A 17935-nucleotide genomic window follows, 5' to 3' on the forward strand; every position below is an offset into this window, starting at 1 on the left:
CGTACTTCCCTGAGCGCTCAGCCGACCCGCACCGTTGCGGCCGTCGACCGAGCGCCACCCCTGCGTCCCGTCCCCGGGGCAGGGGTTTTTTCGTGTCGGCGTCACCCGATGCCGTGCAGCCACAGCCCAGACCGAGCCGAAAGTGGTGAACGACCGTGACCGACACCTCGTCGTCCGCTTCGCCCACCCGCCCGGGCGCCCCGCCCGCGCCCAGCCCGTCGAGCCTCGCCGCGTCGCTGCGGCAGCGCCACCCCGTCGAGGTGACCGGCGCCCAGGCGCTCGTCCTCGCGCTCGAGGCCCTCGGGGTCGACACGGTCTTCGGCATCCCCGGCGGGGCGATCCTCCCGGCGTACGACCCGCTCCTGGACTCGGCCACGGTGCGTCACGTGCTGGTGCGGCACGAGCAGGGCGCCGGCCACGCCGCCCAGGGCTATGCTGCCGCCACCGGCAAGGTCGGGGTGTGCATGGCCACCAGCGGCCCCGGCGCGACCAACCTGGTCACCGCCATCATGGACGCCCACATGGACTCGGTGCCGATCGTGGCGATCACCGGCCAGGTCGGCTCGGGGATGATCGGCACGGACGCCTTCCAGGAGGCCGACATCCGCGGGATCACCATGCCGATCACCAAGCACAACTACCTGGTGACCGACCCTGCCCGGATCGCACAGTCCGTCGCGGAGGCCTTCCACATCGCGAGCACCGGCCGACCCGGCCCGGTCCTGGTCGACATCACCAAGGACGCGCTGCAGGCCCGGACCACCTTCTCCTGGCCCCCCACCTTCGAGCTGCCCGGCTACCACCCGGTGACCCACCCGCACCACAAGCAGATCCGCGAGGCCGCCCGCCTGATCCGCCGCAGCGGGCGACCGGTGCTGTACGTCGGCGGCGGGGTCATCCGCGCCGAGGCCCACGAGGAGCTGCGCGCCCTGGCCGAGCTCACCCGCATCCCGGTGGTCACCACGCTGATGGCGCGCGGTGCCTTCCCCGACAGCCACCCCCTGCACCTGGGCATGCCCGGGATGCACGGCTCCGTCGCCGCGGTCACCGCGTTGCAGAAGGCCGACCTGATCATCGCCCTCGGCGCCCGCTTCGACGACCGGGTCACCGGGCAGCTGTCGACCTTCGCCCCCGGCGCCGCGGTGATCCACGCCGACATCGACCCCGCCGAGATCGGCAAGAACCGCGTGGCGGACATCCCCATCGTCGGCGACTGCAAGGAGGTCGTCGCCGACCTGCTCACCGAGCTGCAGGGCACCGGCGCCGGCACCCCCGACGTGGGGGACCACGAGGCCTGGCTCGCCACGGCGCAGGGCTGGCAGCAGACCTATCCCGTCGGCTACGTCCACGAGGACGAGACCACCATCGCCCCCCAGCGGGTCATCGAGCGGCTCGGCGCCCTCGTCGGCCCGGAGGCGATCTACTGCTCCGGCGTCGGGCAGCACCAGATGTGGGCGTCGCAGTTCATCGGCTACGAGCGCCCCCGCCAGTGGATCAACTCCGGCGGCGCCGGGACCATGGGCTTCGCCGTGCCGGCCGCGATGGGCGCCAAGGCCGGTGACCCCGCCCGGACGGTGTGGGCCATCGACGGCGACGGCTGCTTCCAGATGACCAACCAGGAGCTCGCGACCTGCCTCATCAACGACATCCCGATCAAGGTCGCCGTCATCAACAACTCCTCCCTCGGCATGGTCCGCCAGTGGCAGACGCTGTTCTACGACGAGCGCTACTCCAACACCGACCTGCACACCAGCCACGACCAGGTCCGCATCCCCGACTTCGTCAAGCTCGCCGAGGCCTACGGCTGCGTCGGGCTGCGCTGCGAGGACCCGGCCCGCATCGACGAGACCATCGAGGCGGCCATGGCGATCGACGACCGGCCCGTCGTCGTCGACTTCGTGGTCAGCCGCGACGCCATGGTGTGGCCGATGGTCCCCGCCGGCGTCGGCAACGACCAGATCCAGATCGCCAAGGGCCTGGCCCCGCAGTGGAGTGATGACGAGTGAGCAAGCACACCCTGTCCGTCCTGGTGGAGAACAAGCCCGGCGTCCTCACCCGGATCGCCGCGCTGTTCTCCCGCCGCGGCTACAACATCGAGGCGCTCGCGGTGGGCGAGACCGAGCACCCCGAGATCTCCCGCATGACGATCCGCGTCGACGTCGACGTGCTCCCGCTCGAGCAGGTCACCAAGCAGCTCAACAAGCTCGTCGAGGTGCTCAAGGTCGTCGAGCTGCAGCCCGACCAGTCGGTCCAGCGGCACATCATCCTGGTCAAGGTGCGCGCCGACGCCGCCCACCGCGGCCAGGTGATGCAGGTCGTGGAGATGTTCCGGGCCAAGGTCGTCGACGTCGGCCCGGACACCCTCGTCATCGAGGCGACCGGCAACGTCCTCAAGCTCGAGGCCCTGCTCGGCCTGCTCGAGCCCTTCGGCGTCAAGGAGCTGGTCCAGTCCGGGCTCGTCGCCATCGGGCGGGGCTCGCGCAGCATCACCGACCGCTCCGGACGCTGAGGCGCCCGCACACCGGCATACCGCCCGCGTGCCTGCGGCCACGCACCGCGCCCCACGGGACAATCGTCCCGCGACCCGACCCACGGCCTCGCCCCCGAGGCCCCACCCAGCGAAGGAGACCAGCCCCATGGCTGAGATGTTCTACGACGACGACGCCGACCTGTCCGTGATCCAGGGGCGCCGCGTCGCCGTCATCGGCTACGGCTCCCAGGGTCACGCCCACGCCCTCAACCTGCGTGACTCCGGCGTCGACGTCCGCATCGGCCTGGCCGAGGGCTCCCGCTCGCGTGCCAAGGCCGAGGCCGAGGGCTTGCGCGTGCTCACCGTCGCCGAGGCCGTCGCCGAGGCCGACGTGGTCGTCATCCTCACCCCCGACCAGGTCCAGCGCACGGTGTATGCCGAGCAGATCGAGCCGCACCTGCGCGCCGGCGCGGCCCTGGTCTTCGGCCACGGCTTCACCATCCGCTACGGCTACATCACCCCCGAGGCCGGCGCCGACGTGATCATGGTCGCGCCCAAGGGGCCCGGTCACCTGGTGCGTCGCGAGTACACCGACGGTCGCGGCGTCCCCGTGATCGTCGCCGTCGAGCAGGACGCCTCCGGCTCGGCCTGGGAGCTCGCGAAGTCCTACGCCAAGGCCATCGGGGGGCTGCGTGCCGGCGGGATCCGCACGACCTTCGCCGAGGAGACCGAGACCGACCTCTTCGGCGAGCAGGCCGTGCTCTGCGGCGGCGCCTCCCAGCTGGTGATGTACGGCTTCGAGGTGCTCACCGAGGCGGGCTACCAGCCCGAGGTGGCGTACTTCGAGTGCCTGCACGAGCTCAAGCTGATCGTCGACCTGATGGTCGAGGGCGGCATCGCCAAGCAGCGTTGGTCGATCTCGGACACCGCGGAGTTCGGCGACTACGTCTCCGGGCCGCGCGTGATCTCCCCGGAGGTCAAGGAGAACATGCGGGCCGTGCTCAAGGACATCCAGGACGGCACCTTCGCCCAGCGCTTCATCGAGGACCAGGACAAGGGGGCGCCGGAGTTCACGGCGCTGCGCGAGCGCGGCGCCCGGCACCCGATCGAGCGCACCGGCCGCGAGCTGCGGTCGCTGATGAGCTGGATCAAGGACGACGGCACCGCGGACTACGTCGAGGGCTCGGCCGCTCGCTGACCTCCGGCCGACGGGTGGGCTCCTCGACCGGGGCCCACTCGTCGCGCCCCCCTCTGTCGTCCCTCACCCTCGCTCCCAGCTGCGGAAGTGCCCGAAGACGAGGCCATGACATGCGCTTCTCGAGCTGCGAGCGCAGGTGGGTCCGCGGCGGGCACGGGGACCCGAGACGGGCGCGCCACGGGCTGCCGAAGGTGGCGGGAGCCGGGTCCTGCCGGCGGGGATCAGCCCCAGGTGAGCTCGTCGAGCACCTCAGCCACCAGCGCGCGCCCGGCCATGGTCGCCGGCTCGCCCCGCTCGCTGTTGTCCCGCTCGCGGCCGGCAGGCTCGGCGCCGCCCTGCCTGGCCAGGCACCGCTCGATCACCGCGGCGTGGTCCGGGAGCCGGGTCCGCGCCCACTCGCCGCCCTCGCCCTTGCTCACCAGGTCTCCGGTCTCGGCGAATCGCCAGGCGCGGCAGGCGTTCAGCACGGCATAGCACTCGTCCGCCTCGTCCACGGCCCACCGCAGCTCCTCGACGAGCTGGTCCACCACGGTGTCGCGGTCGATCTCTCCGACGAGGGCGTCGGGGGAGGCGCCGAGCAGTGTGATCCCCTGCTGACGGGCGACGGCGAGGTGCAGCAGCAGGTCGATGTCGCCGTGGCCGTCGTCCGGTACGACCCGTGAGTCCCGTCGCTGTCCGGGGTGGGTCGCCACGTGCACCGCGAAGGACCATGGCTCGCGCGGGGACTCGGCCAGCGACCGACGGATGATGCTGAGCTCCAGGGGGATCGACTCCCGACCGCCATCCGTGGCCGCCTCGGCGACGGCGTGACCCACCTGGCCCCAGTCCGCCTCGGCGTGGTCGGGGACGACGACGAGCACGTCGAGGTCGCTGCGCCCGACGACGAACGAGCCCTGGGCCGCAGACCCGTGCACCCACACCGCCACCAGGTCGTCACCCGAGAGGCGGCGCAGCGTGGCGAGCACGCGGTCGGCGAGAGGCTGCCAGGGGATCATCATGCCGGACAGTCCATCACAGGTACCGACCGCGAGGGTGAACGCAGGCGCACCGTCATGATCCTCTGGCGCGGGCAGCGGTATGACGACCGGTCCCGTCGTGCACGGCGCCGACGGTCGGCGAGCGGGGGTGCCCGGTCCTGCGCGAGGGCGTCAGCGCGGGGGGCAGGTCGCCGTGTAGGCCGAGTAGCCCGGGGTGTCCGCGACCGGCACGCCGACCTGCGGCCCGGGACACAGGAACCCGTCCGCCGGGCGCGCGTCGGTCAGGTGGGTGAGCAGCCAGGCCGCGCTCATCTCGGCCAGGCGGGCGTCGGTGGAGTGCGACGGCAGCGGGTGCCGGGCCTGCGCCAGCTCGGCGTACGCCCGGTCGGGGGAGCCGGTGAGGGAGGCGTAGATCGGCTGGGCGTACCACGCGGGGACGGCGACACCGTCGGCCTGCCCTGCCACGACGAGCGTGGGTGCGGTCAGCGTGGGGAAGGACGGGGTGGCGTGCCAGGGGAAGACCGCCACGACGGCGCGCAGGGCGGGCAACGTGCTCGCCGCCTGCAGCGCGCCCCCGCCGCCCATGGAGTAGCCCCACAGCGCGGTGCGGGCCGGGTCCACCCGGCCGCTGACGGGGCTGGCGGAGAGCAGGAGCTCCTGCGCCTGAGCGAAGGCGCGTGCCCGGACGACCGGCGGGTCGACGGGGCTCGCCGGATCGACGAGCTGGACGATCAGACCGTGGCTGGCGAGACGCTCGGCGAGCCAGCGCACGGAGGCGCGGCTGTCGGCGAAGCCGGGCATCATCGTCACGGCCGCCAGCCGCCGGTCGCCGGTGTCGGCGGGGAAGAGATAGTCCGCGCCGCCCACCGCGGCAGGGGTCAGGTCGGCCGGTAGAGCCACCGCGGTGACGGGATGAGCACCCATGCCCTGCAACGACACCCGCTCCACCACGAGAGCTGCGTCCGGGGCGCCGGCGTCACCGGGCGTACGCCTGGCGACGGTGGTCGTGGGGCGGGCGGCCGCGACGGCGCCTCGGACGCCGGGCGCGGCCAGGACGGAGCGCGGCCGGGGAGCCGCGTCCGCCGCGGGGGCGACCAGCAGTGCCGCGCCGCACACCGCGACGCCGAGCGCCGCCTGCGCCCGGCGCAGCACCCGGGTCATCGGCGGAGGTCGTCGGTGGGCGCCACCACGGCCTGAGGCTGCGGGGCGAGCCCGAAGTACGACGCGAGCCCGACGCCGCCAGCCATGAACCCGCCGTTGCCGCACACGAAGGTGTCCTTGAGCGACTCGCCGGCCGTCTCGTTGCCCGCCGGGGCGCCCTCGGGGGCGGCCGGGGTGGCGGGGGACGTGGTCGTGGTGGCATCGACCTTCGCGGTCCCGTGCAGGCGCAGATCCACGGCGTTGTCGCCGACGTGGACGGGGTAGCTCCCCGCCGACCGCACCCAGCGGTGCTGGGCCACGTCCCAGTGGGACAGGTCGCGGGTGGTCAGCGTCAGCGTGACCTGGCGCGACTCGCCCGGCGCCAGCACGACCTTCGCGAAGTCCTTCAGGGCGCGGGGGGTCGCCGGGGCGCCCGCCGGCTGGTCGACGTACACCTGAGGGACGACGGCTCCGGCCCGGGACCCGGTGTTGCGGACCGTCACGGTCACCGGGAAGGACCCGTCGGCGGCCTCGTCCCCGACCGTGAGGCCGGAGTAGTCGAAGGTGGTGTAGGACAGGCCCGACCCGAACACACCGAGCGGCTTGGTGCCCTGCTGGGCGTACCAGCGGTAGCCGACGGCCAGGCCCTCGGAGTGCTCGCCGCCGGGGAAGCGGTCGCGGGCGGCGGCCGGCAGCTGGTCCTGCGACGCGGGCCAGGTGACGGGCAGCCGGCCGGAGGGGTTGGTACGGCCGTAGAGCACGTCGGCCAGGGTCACGCCGAAGGACTGCCCGGGATACCAGGCTGCGAGCACCGCCCGCGCCTTCGCGGCCGACGAGAGGTCGACCGGCGCACCGGTGTTGACCACGACGACGGTGTTGGGGTTGGCCTTGGTGACCGCGTCCAGGATCGCCCGGTCGGTGGCGGAGAGCAGCAGGTCGCCCTCGTCCTTGGACTCCGACATCAGCTTGCTGACCACGACCACGGCCACGTCGGCGGCCCGTGCCTTGTCCGCGGCGGCCCCCGGCAGCGCCCCGGTGTAGGACGTGAAGGTGGTGCCGTTGTGCGCGGCCTCGGCGGCGAGCGCCTCCAGGGGGGTGGACACCTTGTCGGCCACCACGTGGGCCGAGCCCCCACCGGAGCCGAGGGTGTTGCGACCGGCCGCGGAGCCGATCACGGCCATGCTCCGGGTGCGGGCGGGGTCCAGCGGCAGCAGGCCGTCGGTGTTGCGCATCAGGACCATGCCGGACGCCGCGACGTCCTGGGCGACCTGGGCGTTCTTGTCGTTGGTCACCCTGGTCTCGGGGGTGCCGGAGACCTTGCGGTCGAACAGCCCGCGCTCGAACATCTGCGTGGTGATCCGCCGGACCATGTCGTCCAGCCGTGCCTGGGGCACCAGCTTGTCGTTGATCGCCGCGCGCAGGCGCTTGTCGTAGTAGCAGGTGTCGGGCATCTGCAGGTCGAGTCCGGCGTTCGCCGAGGCCGTGGACGCGTGCATCCCGAACCAGTCGCTGATGGTGAAGCCGCGGAAGCCGAGCTGGCCCTTGAGGACCTGCGTCATCGTGTAGGTGTCGTTGCAGGCGTGGACGCCGTTGACCTTGTTGTAGGAGCACATGACCGAGTCCACGCCGCCGGCCACCAGCGGCTCGTAGGGCGCGAGGTAGAGCTCCTGCAAGGTCCGCTCGTCGACCTTGGCGTCGCCCTGGGCGGTGTTGCGGCCGGTCTCCTGGGTGTAGGCCGCCAGGTGCTTGGCCACGGACAGCGAGCCCTGGGACTGGATCCCCTGGGACTCCTGGAGGGCGAGCTGGGCGATCAGGTCGGGGTCCTCGCCGAGGTCCTCGAAGTGGCGGCCGGCACGGGGGTCGCGGGCGATGTCCAGGCCCGGCCCCAGGGCGTAGTTGGCGCCCTTGCCCACGGTCTCGGCACCGATGACCTCGCCGTACCGCCTGGCCAGCGCCCGGTCCCAGGTCGCGCCGAGGGCGATGGGTGCCGGCAGCTGGGTGACGCCGGTCTTGCCGTTGCCCACCCCGGCCGGCCCGTCGGTGGGGCTCAGGGCGGGGATGCACAGGCGGGGGTTGGCCTTGACCTGACCGGCGTAGGTCGGGCCGTAGGGCTGCAGGGTGCCGGCGGACCCGTGGACCATCTGCAGCTTGTCGTCCTGCGTCATGGCGGCGAGCAGCTGCGCGGCGCGCTCGGCGGCGGGGGCGCTGGACCCGACCCAGGGGCAGGCGGGCGCCGGATCCTCGGCCGCGGCGGCCGGGACGGACACCCCGGCCGCCAGGGCGGGCACGAGAGCCAGGAACAGAGCGGGACGCAGGCGCATGGGCCCTCCTCGACGACGACGATGCAGGTGCACCCTATCCACTCCGCGCCGGTCTGGCTCGTGGCGGTCCCTGTGGACAGACCGTTCGGGTGGTGCCCGGCTCTGGCCGCGCGGAGTCGTGCGCCGTGCGTAGCGACGAGGGTCGCCGGTGCGGTGACCGGACGGCACCGGTGCGGCTGGACCGGTGCCGCCCGCCGGACCGGGAGCGGGATCCGGTGGGCGTGTCCTTCACCGCAGCGGGAAGGTCCCGCGCTCGGCATACCTCGGGCGCCCGCCCGGTCCCTGTCCCAGGTGCGACTCCACGAGCGTCACGTCGGTCACGGTCCACGTCGTCGAGACGAAGGTGTCCAGGACCTCGAGCCATCGGCGCACGTCCTTGGGCCGGCCCAGCCGGGCGAGCGTGAGGTGAGCCCGGAAGGGACCGCCGTGGACCTGGGTGCCGGCGGCGTTGGCGGCGCCCCGGACCCGCCGGGCCAAGGGGGCCAGCCCGTCCAGGGGGTCGTCCACGCCCAGCCAGAGGATCCGGGCGTCCGCGGTGCCCGGGAACGCTCCGCCCGCCCGCAGGGTCAGGTCGAACGGCTCGGTGGTCAGGGCGACCTCGTCGAGCCGCTCCTCCAGGTGCTCCAGCGACCCCGGGCCCACCGCGGGCAGGAAGGCCAGCGTGAGGTGCCGCTGCTCGGGCCGCGCCCAGCGCAGGTCCGGGTCGGCGTCCACCCGGGGCTCGAGGAAGGTCTCGACCTCGGCCAGCACCTCCGGCGGCGGCACGACGGCCACGAACATCCGGGTCCCGCGCGTCACGAGCCCAGCATCGCAGATCTCGGGTCGACCGCCCCGGGTCGACGGGCCTCGGCGCCGAGGGCTCGCGTAGACCCCCCGGGTCCCAGGGGCCTGTCGGCGCGGCGCGCTAGCGTCGTCCTCGTGGACATCACGGCGACCTGCGAGTCCTCCGCCAGCACCAAGCAGCTCTGGGCCACGGTCGGTGACTTCGCCCGATGGGGCACGGTCCTGCCCACGGTCATGGCGGTACGTCCGGTCGACCGGGCCACGGGGGTCGGCGCGCACCTGCAGGTCATCCGCTACGGCAGGGCGCCCGACGTGCACGAGATCATCGAGTGGCAGGAGGGCGTGGGTTTCACCTGGCGCCGTGGCGGCCGCCTCGCGACGACCACGACCTACCGGGTCGAGGCGGTGGGCCCGGGGTCGCGCCTGCTGATCACGAGGTCCTGGCGCGGCGAGGGCGCAGCCCTGGTCGCCCTGGCGTCGGCAGGGTCGGCGAGGGCCGACCTCGAGGGCCAGGCGTTCGCCTTCGTCGCGGCCGTCACGGGGACATGAGCGACGCGCCGCGGGAGCGAGTCCTGCCAAGCGACCTGCTCCGGGTCCGGTCGCGTAGGGTGACCTGCGTCGAAGGAGAACCGATGGACGCCAAGAAGACGCTCCTGTCGTGGCCGGTCGTGCGCCAGCTGACCGGTGGCGACCCGCTAGGACGCGGGCGGGCCGCCCGGTCCCCCAGGACCGCCGCGCTGCAGCCCCGCACCGTCACCGCCGACTCGGTGGCCCACAGCGTGTGCCCCTACTGCGCGGTCGGTTGCGCGCAGAAGGCCTACGTCAAGGACGGCCGGATCGTCCACGTCGAGGGCAACCCGGACTCCCCGATCTCGCGGGGCAGGCTGTGCCCCAAAGGGTCGGCCACCGAGCAGCTCGTCAACGCCCCCAACCGGCAGACCCAGGTGCTCTACCGCCGGCCGGGCGGCACCGAGTGGGAGCCGATGGAGCGCGAGCGGGCGATGGACATGATCGTCGACCGCGTCCTGGACACCCGCCGACGCACCTGGCAGGACCACGACGAGCACGGTCGTCCGCTGCGCCGCACGATGGGGATCGCGAGCCTGGGAGGGGCCGCCCTCGACAACGAGGAGAACTACCTCATCAAGAAGCTCTTCACGGCGATGGGCGCGATCCAGATCGAGAACCAGGCGCGTATTTGACACTCCGCCACGGTTCCCAGTCTGGGAGCCTCGTTCGGTCGTGGCGGCGCCACGAACTTCGTGCAGGACCTCGCCAACTCTGACTGCATCGTCATCCAGGGTTCCAACATGGCCGAGGCCCACCCGGTCGCCTTCCAGTACGTCGTGGAGGCCAAGCGGCGCGGTGCCAAGGTCATCCACGTCGACCCGCGCTTCAGCCGCACGTCCGCGCACGCCCACCGCCACGTGGGCATCCGCGCGGGCAGCGACATCGTCTTCCTCGGCGCGATCGTCAACCACATCCTGTCCAAGAACCTGTACTTCGAGGAGTACGTCCGGGCCTACACCAACGGTCCGGTGATCCTGCGCGAGGACTTCCAGGACGTCGACGAGCTCGACGGCGTATTCTCCGGTTACGACCCGCAGACGGCGACCTACGACTCCGAGAGCTGGATGTACGCCGACGCGGGCGAAGGCTCCGGCGCAGACCAGGACGACGACCAGGACGACGACGGCAGCACTGACGGCCAGGAGGAGTCGCACGCGTCCAAGCACGAGCGCGCCGCCGGTGACGAGCACGGCTCGGGCGGCCCGACGCTGCCCGGCGCCCACCGGGTCCGTCGGGACGACTCGATGCAGGACCCGCGCTGCGTGCTGCAGGTCCTCAAGCGGCACTTCGCGCGCTACACGCCGGAGCTGGTCGAGGAGGTCTGCGGGGTCTCCCGCGAGGACCTCGCCTACGTCGCCGAGGCGATGACCAGCAACTCCGGTCGCGAGCGCACGACGGCCTTCTGCTACGCGGTCGGCTGGACCCAGCACTCGGTGGGCGCGCAGTACATCCGCACCGCCTGCATCATCCAGCTGCTGCTGGGCAACGTGGGCCGGCCCGGCGGCGGCGTCATGGCGCTGCGCGGGCACGCCTCGATCCAGGGGTCGACCGACATCCCGACGCTGTTCAACCTGCTGCCGGGCTACCTGCCGATGCCCAAGGCGGGGGTGCACGACACCTTCCAGGACTACCTCGGGACCATCTCCAGCAAGGACCAGAAGGGTTTCTGGACCAAGGCGGACACCTATGCCGTGAGCCTGCTCAAGGCCTGGTGGGGCGACGCCGCCACCCAGGACAACGACTGGGCGTTCGACTACCTGCCGCGGCTGACCGGTGACCACGGGACCTACCGCACGACGATGGACATGATCGACGGCAAGGTCGAGGGCTACTTCCTGCTCGGGCAGAACCCCGCCGTCGCGTCGGCGCACGGCAGGCTGCAGCGGGACGGACTGGCCCACCTCAAGTGGCTCGTCGTCCGCGACCTGCGCCTCATCGAGTCGGCGACCTTCTGGAAGGACTCGCCCGAGATCGAGACGGGGGAGCGCCGGCCCGAGGACATCGACACCGAGGTGTTCTTCCTGCCCGCCGCCTCGCACCTGGAGAAGGCCGGCACCTTCACCCAGACCCAGCGCATGGTGCAGTGGCGCGAGCAGGCGGTCCGTCCGCCGGGAGATGCCCGCAGCGAGCTCGACTTCTTCCACGAGCTGGGTGTGCGGCTGCGGGAGCGGCTCGCCGGCTCCACCGACGAGCGCGACCGGCCGCTGCTGGACCTGACCTGGGACTACCCGCTCGACGAGCACGGGGACGTCCAGGCGGAGGCCGTGCTGCAGGAGATCAACGGTCGTCACCTGACCGGGGACCAGGCCGGTCGGCCGCTGTCGCTGTTCACCGAGATGAGGGCCGACGGGTCCACGAGCGGCGGGTGCTGGATCTACACCGGTGTCTACAAGGACGGCGTCAACCAGGCCGCCCGCCGCAAGCCCAAGGAGGAGCAGGACGAGACCGCCCTGGAGTGGGGCTGGTGCTGGCCTGCGAACCGGCGGATCCTCTACAACCGCGCCTCCGCCGACCCCGACGGCAAGCCCTGGTCGGAGCGCAAGAAGCACCTGTGGTGGGACGAGGCCGCGGGCCGGTGGGCCGGACCCGACGTCCCGGACTTCCCGGCCGACCGCGCGCCGTCATACCGCCCGCCGGAGGGGGCGACGGGTCCCGACGCGATCGCGGGTGACGACCCCTTCATCATGCAGGCCGACGGCAAGGGCTGGCTGTTCGCCCCCAAGGGGCTGCTCGACGGGCCGCTGCCCAGCCACTACGAGCCGCAGGAGGGGCGCGTCCGCAATCCCCTCTACACCCAGCAGGCGAGCCCCACCCGCAAGGTCTACGAGCGCGCGGACAACCTCACCGCGCCGTCGCAGGGCCACCCGCCCGAGGACGACCACGCGAGCGAGCACCCGGAGGTCTATCCCTACGTGTTCACGACCTATCGCCTGACCGAGCACCACACGGCGGGCGGGATGAGCCGGTGGCTGCCCTACCTCGCCGAGCTGCAGCCGGAGATGTTCTGCGAGGTCTCCCCGCAGCTCGCGGCCGAGCGTGGGCTGGTCAACGGCGGCTGGGCGACCATCGTGTCGCCGCGGTCGGCCATCGAGGCGCGGGTCCTGGTCACCGAGCGGATGAAGCCGTTGCTGGTGGCGGGCAAGGTCTTCCACCAGATCGGGTTGCCCTACCACTGGGCCCAGGGCGGCGGGGGAGCCGTCGTCGACGGCGACTCGGTGAACGACCTGATGGGGGTCGCCCTGGACCCCAACGTCCTGATCCAGGAGTCCAAGGTCGGGGCCTGCGACATCCGCGAGGGTCGTCGACCGCGCGGTCCCGGGCTCGTCGAGCTGGTCGATGACTACCGCCGTCGGGCGGGCGTGACCGCCGCGACCGGCAACGACCTGCGCTCCGGCGCCGATGCCGACGACGTCCAGCAGCGGCGCGAGGCCGACGTCAAGGAGCGTGACGACGCAGGCGCGGACGTCAAGGGTGCGAGCGAGGCCGGCGACGACGCAACGAAGGGTGATGCCTGATGCCCAACTCCCTCTTCGGACCCCTGGACCCGGCGCCCGACGCCGGCTGGGTGGACGCCCCCGAGCGCAAGGGCTTCCTCACGGACACCTCGGTGTGCATCGGCTGCAAGGCCTGCGAGGTCGCCTGCAAGGAGTGGAACCACGTCCCGGAGGACGGGTTGTCCCTGCTGGGCTCGTCATTCGACAACTCCCGGTCGCTCGGGGCCAGCACCTGGCGGCACGTGAAGTTCATCGAGCAGCCGGGCCGGGCGGACGACGCCGTCCTGTCCCGCCAGCCCGTCGACCTCGGCATGCCGGGCCTGCGGCCGCAGGACGCGCCGCCGGGAGAGGACGCGACCGCCGCGGACGCCCCTTGCCCGGACGCGCCCGCCGAGGAGGCCGTGCAGCCCGACTTCCGGTGGCTGATGAGCTCGGACGTGTGCAAGCACTGCACCCACGCCGGGTGCCTGGACGTGTGCCCGACCGGCGCGCTGTTCCGCACCGAGTTCGGCACCGTCGTGGTGCAGGACGACGTGTGCAACGGGTGCGGCTACTGCGTGGCCGGCTGCCCCTTCGGCGTGATCGAGCGTCGTGGGGGTGACAAGGGCACCGTCACCAACGCGGGGATCGCCCAGAAGTGCACGCTGTGCTACGACCGGCTCAAGGCCGACCAGACCCCCGCGTGCGCCAAGGCCTGCCCGACCGAGTCGATCCAGTTCGGGGACGTCGCCGAGCTGCGCGAGCGGGGCAGGGCCCGCGTGGCGCAGCTGCACGAGCAGGGTTACACCTCGGCCCGGATGTACGGCGACGACCCGCACGACGGGGTCGGGGGCACCGGCGCGATGTTCCTGCTCCTCGACGAGCCGGAGGTCTACGGACTGCCGCCGGACCCGGTCGTCACCACCCGCGACCTCGCCGACATCTTCCGCAAGGGCGGCGTCGGCGGACTGACCTTGCTGGTCGGGGTCGCCCTGTCCTTCCTCGGAGGCCGTCGATGACCACCATCGCCCATCAGGAGAGCCGCGAGGGCCTGTGGCCCGACGAGGCGCGCGGGCCCCGCAAGCGCCGTCGCGAGCGCGGTGGCCCAGGTGGCGGCTCGGGGGTGTTCGGCTTCCGCCGGTTCGCCGGGAACGGCGAGCGCGGCGAGCAGACCATGGTCGGGGACGCCGAGTTCACGTCCTACTACGACCGCCCGATCGTCAAGCCGGCGCCGTGGAGCCACGACATCGCGGAGTACCTCTTCGTCGGGGGCCTGGCGGCCGGGTCGTCCCTGCTGGCCGCCGGGGCCGACCTGACCGGCCTGCCGGGGCTGCGCCGTCAGGGTCGGGTCACCGCGCTCGTGTCCATCGGCGCCGCCACCTATCTGCTCATCCACGACCTGGGCCGCCCTGAGCGCTTCCTCAACATGATGCGCGTCGTCAAGCTGACGTCCCCGATGAGCGTGGGCTCGTGGATCCTCGCGGGCTACGGACCCTGCGCGGGCCTCGCGGCCGCGGCGGAGCTCGCCGAGGTGCTGACCCCGCGCGCCCCGGAGGCGATCGCGCCCCTCGGGCGGCTGGTGACCTGGCTCGGGCGTCCGGCAGGTCTGGCCGCGGCGTTCCTGTCCCCGCCGCTGGCGGCCTACACCGCGGTGCTCCTCGGCAACACCTCCACCCCCGGCTGGCACGCGGCCTACAAGGAGCTGCCGATGGTCTTCGCCGGATCCGCGGGAGCCTCCGCCGCGGGTCTGGCGATGATCGCGGCACCGCACGAGCAGACCTGGCCCGCACGGCGGCTCGCCGTCGGGGGCGCTCTGTGGGAGATCGCCTCGGCGCGGCTCATGGAGCACTCGATGGGCCTGTCCGCGCAGACCCTGCACGAGGGGCGACCCCGGTGGTGGTACGACGCGAGCAAGGCCCTCACCCTCACCGGTGCGGCCCTGACCGTCCTGGGCGCCCGGCGCAGCAAGGCGGTCTCCGTCGCCGCCGGGCTCGCGCTCGCGGCCGGCTCGGTCTGCACCCGGTTCGCGGTGTTCGAGGCGGGCATCGCGTCGGCCAAGGACCCCAGGTACACCGTCGTCCCGCAGCGCGAGCGCCTCGACCGCGGTCTGCGGACCTTGGGCTGAGGGGGCGGTGTGCCGGGCCGCGACCGTCCGGCATACGCTCCGGCCTGTCCCGCCCGATCCCACCCAGCTGACCGTCGCGCCCGCAGCGACGCGGCCGACCGACAAGGAGCCCTCCGATGAGCTCGTCCACCGCAGCCGGGGCTCCGGCGCTCGCCCACGACCGGGTGCCGAACCGCTGGCTGCTGCTCGTCGGCGCCGTCCTCGTGCAGCTCGCGCTCGGCGCGGTCTACGCCTGGAGCGTCTTCGGCAAGGCGCTGCAGGCACCGGCCTCGGCGCTGCACCTGTCCAAGACCGAGGCGGCGATCCCCTTCGAGACCGCGGTCGCGATGATCTTCGTCGCGTCCTTCCTCGGCGGTCGGCTGCAGGACAAGCGGGGGCCGCGCACCGTCGCCCTCGTCGGTGTCGTGCTCTACGGCCTCGGCATCATGCTCAGCTCCTTCGCCCGCGACGGCGGCCAGCTGTGGCTGCTGGTCCTCGGGTATGGCGTGATCGGCGGCTTCGGCCTCGGCATGGCCTACATCGTGCCGATCGCCATGCTGCAGAAGTGGTTCCCGGACAAGGCCGGCCTGATCACCGGCATCGCGGTCGGCGGCTTCGGCTTCGGCGCCGTGATCACCGCGCCGCTCGCCACCGCGCTGATCGAGAAGGACCCGGCCCACCCGACCGCGCCCTTCCTGTGGCTCGGCCTGGCCTACCTCGTCGCCGGGCTGATCGGCGCCGCGATGTTCCGCAACCCGCCGCAGGGCTGGTCGCCGGTGGGCACCCCGGCCCGCTCGGTCGGCCTCCCGCAGGCCAGCACCGACCAGGTCACCCAGTTCACGCAGGCCGAGGCGCTGCGCACCCCGCAGTGGTATCTCCTGACCGCCATCCTCACCCTGGCCGTCATCGCGGGCATCTCGCTGATCTCGGTGGCCGCCGCGAGCGCCACCGACATCGCGGGCTTCAGCAAGGCCGGCGCCGCCGCCCTCGTGGGCACGATGGGCCTGTTCAACGGCGCCGGCCGGATCCTGTGGGCCGCCGTCTCGGACAAGATCGGCAAGATGCCGGCCTTCATCGGGATCCTCGTCCTGGAGGGGCTGGCCCTCGTCGCGCTGCCGCACGCCACGAGCGCCGTCACCTTCGCGATCCTGGCGGCGATCGTCTACACCTGCTACGGCGGGGCCTTCGGCACCCTGCCGTCCACCGCCGGGAGGTTCTTCGGCACCAAGAACGCCGGTGGGATCTACGGCCTGATGCTGGTCGCCTGGTCCATCGGCGGCGTCGTCGGTCCGCTGCTCGCCGCCCAGCTCATCGGGGACGGCAAGAACTACACGCTGGCCTACACCACGCTCGGCGTCGTCGCCCTCGTCGGCGCCGTGATCCCGCTGATCACCAAGGCGCCGCGCAAGGTCATGCCGCGCGCCTGATCCCCGGCATACCGCTGCCGCGCGCAGCGCATCGTCCGACGGCCCCGACCTGTCTCACCAGGTGCGGGGCCGTCGGTCTGCCTGCGGCCTAGAGTGGCGTCCATGTCCTCGTCACGGCCGATCGGACGCCGCAGCCTGCTCGTGCTCGCCGGCGTCGGCGCCCTGGCCGGATGCTCCCAGCGCGGGCCGGGCGCCCCCGCCTCGACAGGAGCAGGGGGCACCTTCGGCAGCTTCGGGGCGCCGGCGGAGACGACGGGTGCCGGGCTCGAGGGCACCGACGCCGCGGTGGCCCTCTCCAAGCAGATCTCCGCGGCGCTGCGCACCGCGGACCGGGCGCTGCTGCTGCGCTCCTTCGCCCCGGCGGCCCAGCCGGTGGCCGGGCGGTGGTTCGACGCCGTCCGCAGCGTCCCGATGACGATGCACGGGGTGGTGCCGGTGTCGGGCGTGGACGGCGAGGAGCCACCGGCGCCGGGGAAGCCCTGGGTCTTCGCCTACCTGCACCAGGTCAAGGGACTGGACGGGGCCCTGTCCGAGGAGTGGTATGCCGCGCCCCTCGTGCGGCACGGCAGCGACACCGTCCTCGGTGCGTGGACGGGGGTGCGGGACGAGGACCCGCGCAGCCGGCAGAGATATCTCGGGGCCTATCCGCAGCTGTGGGACGAGGGACCGGTGCGCTACACCGCCGGGCGGGGCATGGGGCTGCTCACGCCGGCCGCCTGGTCCGCCGCCCGCTGCCGCACGGCCCTGCATGCCCTGGAGCCCGGGGTGCTGCGGACCACCCAGCTGCTGCGGGAGGGCGGGGTGCGGCTCCCGGCGGGGGAGGGGCTGCTCGTGGGGATCGTCGACGGCGAGCACGGCCGGTTCATGGACTATCTCGGCGGGGTGCGCACCACGCCCCAGGCCGACTTCGGGGCGGCGACGGTGCCGCTGCTGGCCCGCGACCAGCTCCACCAGCCGCTGGGCGACGGGCAGGTCTCGGCCAGCCGCATCCTCGTGCCGGCCGACGTGTTCGCCGAGGACGACGACGAGGCCCAGGCGACGATCCGGCACGAGTCCGTCCACGCCCTGCTGGCGCGGCTGTGGGGAGCATCCGACCCGACGGCCCGCTGGACGGTCGAGGGCATGAGCCAGTGGGCCGAGCTGGACGGGGACGCGGACCTCGAGGAGGGGATCCTCACCGACGCCGCGGACGCCTTCCCCGCCCGGATCAAGGCGGCCGACGACGTGGACTTCTGGACAGGGGACGACCCCGCGGTGCGGGACGCCTACGCCGTGGCCTACGCGGCGTTCGCGTTCGCCGTCGACCGCAAGGGGCTGGCAGCGGCCCTGGAGGCCACCCGCCGGGCCACGTCCTCCGGTCACGGCGGCGTCTATGCCCCGCTCGGTTTCGACAACGGTCCGGAGTTCGACAAGGCGCTGGTGGCCTGGCTGGCCGAGCGCACCTGACCCACGCCGGCGGCAGGATGACCCGG

Annotated in this window: 13 protein-coding genes; 9 read left to right on the plus strand and 4 right to left on the minus strand. The window is 73.0% G+C overall.

Annotated elements, in window-relative coordinates; translation table 11 throughout:
• Positions 1–155 precede the first annotated feature (155 nt).
• The 3 genes from ACK2IS_RS06035 (at position 156) to ilvC (ending at position 3668) form a co-directional block, all read left to right on the plus strand.
• Positions 156–2006 (plus strand): acetolactate synthase large subunit, encoded by a 1851-nt coding sequence (locus ACK2IS_RS06035; protein WP_409485242.1) that lies wholly within the window; start codon positions 156–158, stop codon positions 2004–2006.
• The gene (gene ilvN / locus ACK2IS_RS06040; protein ID WP_409485243.1) at positions 2003–2509 is read left to right on the plus strand and encodes an acetolactate synthase small subunit; all 507 of its coding nucleotides are present in this window, start codon (positions 2003–2005) and stop codon (positions 2507–2509) included. The genes ACK2IS_RS06035 and ilvN overlap by 4 nt, the downstream gene beginning before the upstream one ends.
• Before the next feature lie 127 nt (positions 2510–2636).
• Positions 2637–3668 carry a ketol-acid reductoisomerase gene (ilvC, locus tag ACK2IS_RS06045; protein ID WP_409485244.1) on the plus strand — a complete coding sequence of 344 codons (1032 nt, stop codon included), beginning with the start codon at positions 2637–2639 and terminating at the stop codon, positions 3666–3668.
• A 221-nt stretch (positions 3669–3889) separates the two neighbouring features.
• On the opposite strand, the gene ACK2IS_RS06050 is transcribed toward ilvC, so the two are convergent.
• The 4 genes from ACK2IS_RS06050 to thpR all read right to left on the minus strand — a co-directional run bounded on the left by ACK2IS_RS06050 (position 3890) and on the right by thpR (position 8904).
• Positions 3890–4666 (minus strand): aminoglycoside adenylyltransferase domain-containing protein, encoded by a 777-nt coding sequence (locus ACK2IS_RS06050; protein ID WP_409485245.1) that lies wholly within the window; start codon positions 4664–4666, stop codon positions 3890–3892.
• 150 nt (positions 4667–4816) lie between these two features.
• Complete coding sequence (locus ACK2IS_RS06055) at positions 4817–5806, minus strand: dienelactone hydrolase family protein (RefSeq protein ID WP_409485246.1); 990 nt, start codon at positions 5804–5806, stop codon at positions 4817–4819.
• The gene (locus ACK2IS_RS06060) at positions 5803–8106 is read right to left on the minus strand and encodes a beta-glucosidase (RefSeq protein WP_409485247.1); all 2304 of its coding nucleotides are present in this window, start codon (positions 8104–8106) and stop codon (positions 5803–5805) included. Before ACK2IS_RS06060 ends, ACK2IS_RS06055 begins: the two co-directional genes overlap by 4 nt.
• Positions 8107–8334: 228 nt before the next feature.
• The gene (thpR, locus tag ACK2IS_RS06065) at positions 8335–8904 is read right to left on the minus strand and encodes an RNA 2',3'-cyclic phosphodiesterase (protein WP_409485248.1); all 570 of its coding nucleotides are present in this window, start codon (positions 8902–8904) and stop codon (positions 8335–8337) included.
• A gap of 120 nt (positions 8905–9024) precedes the next feature.
• Here thpR and ACK2IS_RS06070 point away from each other — a divergent pair, with 120 nt between their 5' ends.
• From ACK2IS_RS06070 to ACK2IS_RS06095, 6 genes are all read left to right on the plus strand, one after another.
• Positions 9025–9438, plus strand: coding sequence for an SRPBCC family protein (locus ACK2IS_RS06070; RefSeq protein WP_409485249.1), 414 nt, complete (start codon positions 9025–9027; stop codon positions 9436–9438).
• A gap of 83 nt (positions 9439–9521) precedes the next feature.
• A complete protein-coding gene (gene fdh, locus ACK2IS_RS06075) occupies positions 9522–12974 on the plus strand; it encodes a formate dehydrogenase (protein WP_409485250.1) in 3453 nt (1150 codons plus the stop codon).
• Positions 12974–13951, plus strand: a complete 978-nt coding sequence (locus ACK2IS_RS06080; protein ID WP_409485251.1) for a 4Fe-4S dicluster domain-containing protein — start codon at positions 12974–12976, stop codon at positions 13949–13951. The genes fdh and ACK2IS_RS06080 overlap by 1 nt, the downstream gene beginning before the upstream one ends.
• On the plus strand, positions 13948–15057 hold the full coding sequence (gene nrfD / locus ACK2IS_RS06085) for an NrfD/PsrC family molybdoenzyme membrane anchor subunit (RefSeq protein ID WP_409485252.1): 1110 nt from the start codon (positions 13948–13950) through the stop codon (positions 15055–15057). The genes ACK2IS_RS06080 and nrfD overlap by 4 nt, the downstream gene beginning before the upstream one ends.
• A 116-nt stretch (positions 15058–15173) precedes the next feature.
• Positions 15174–16463 (plus strand): OFA family MFS transporter, encoded by a 1290-nt coding sequence (locus ACK2IS_RS06090; RefSeq protein WP_409485253.1) that lies wholly within the window; start codon positions 15174–15176, stop codon positions 16461–16463.
• A gap of 102 nt (positions 16464–16565) precedes the next feature.
• Positions 16566–17909: a hypothetical protein gene (locus tag ACK2IS_RS06095; RefSeq protein WP_409485254.1), complete on the plus strand. Its 1344-nt coding sequence runs from the start codon at positions 16566–16568 to the stop codon at positions 17907–17909.
• Positions 17910–17935: the final 26 nt, after the last annotated feature.

It is taken from the genome of Arsenicicoccus dermatophilus (assembly GCF_046267915.1).
GTDB lineage: Bacteria > Actinomycetota > Actinomycetes > Actinomycetales > Dermatophilaceae > Arsenicicoccus > Arsenicicoccus dermatophilus_A.

Bases quoted from the DNA above. Each gene is read 5' to 3' on its own strand.
- ACK2IS_RS06095 (WP_409485254.1), top strand. From the start codon at position 16,566: ATGTCCTCGTCACGGCCGATCGGACGCCGCAGCCTGCTCGTGCTCGCC.
- ACK2IS_RS06050 (WP_409485245.1), bottom strand. From the start codon at position 4,666: ATGATGATCCCCTGGCAGCCTCTCGCCGACCGCGTGCTCGCCACGCTG.
- ACK2IS_RS06080 (WP_409485251.1), top strand. From the start codon at position 12,974: ATGCCCAACTCCCTCTTCGGACCCCTGGACCCGGCGCCCGACGCCGGC.
- ACK2IS_RS06055 (WP_409485246.1), bottom strand. From the start codon at position 5,806: ATGACCCGGGTGCTGCGCCGGGCGCAGGCGGCGCTCGGCGTCGCGGTG.
- nrfD (WP_409485252.1), top strand. From the start codon at position 13,948: ATGACCACCATCGCCCATCAGGAGAGCCGCGAGGGCCTGTGGCCCGAC.
- ACK2IS_RS06090 (WP_409485253.1), top strand. From the start codon at position 15,174: ATGAGCTCGTCCACCGCAGCCGGGGCTCCGGCGCTCGCCCACGACCGG.
- ACK2IS_RS06060 (WP_409485247.1), bottom strand. From the start codon at position 8,106: ATGCGCCTGCGTCCCGCTCTGTTCCTGGCTCTCGTGCCCGCCCTGGCG.
- ilvC (WP_409485244.1), top strand. From the start codon at position 2,637: ATGGCTGAGATGTTCTACGACGACGACGCCGACCTGTCCGTGATCCAG.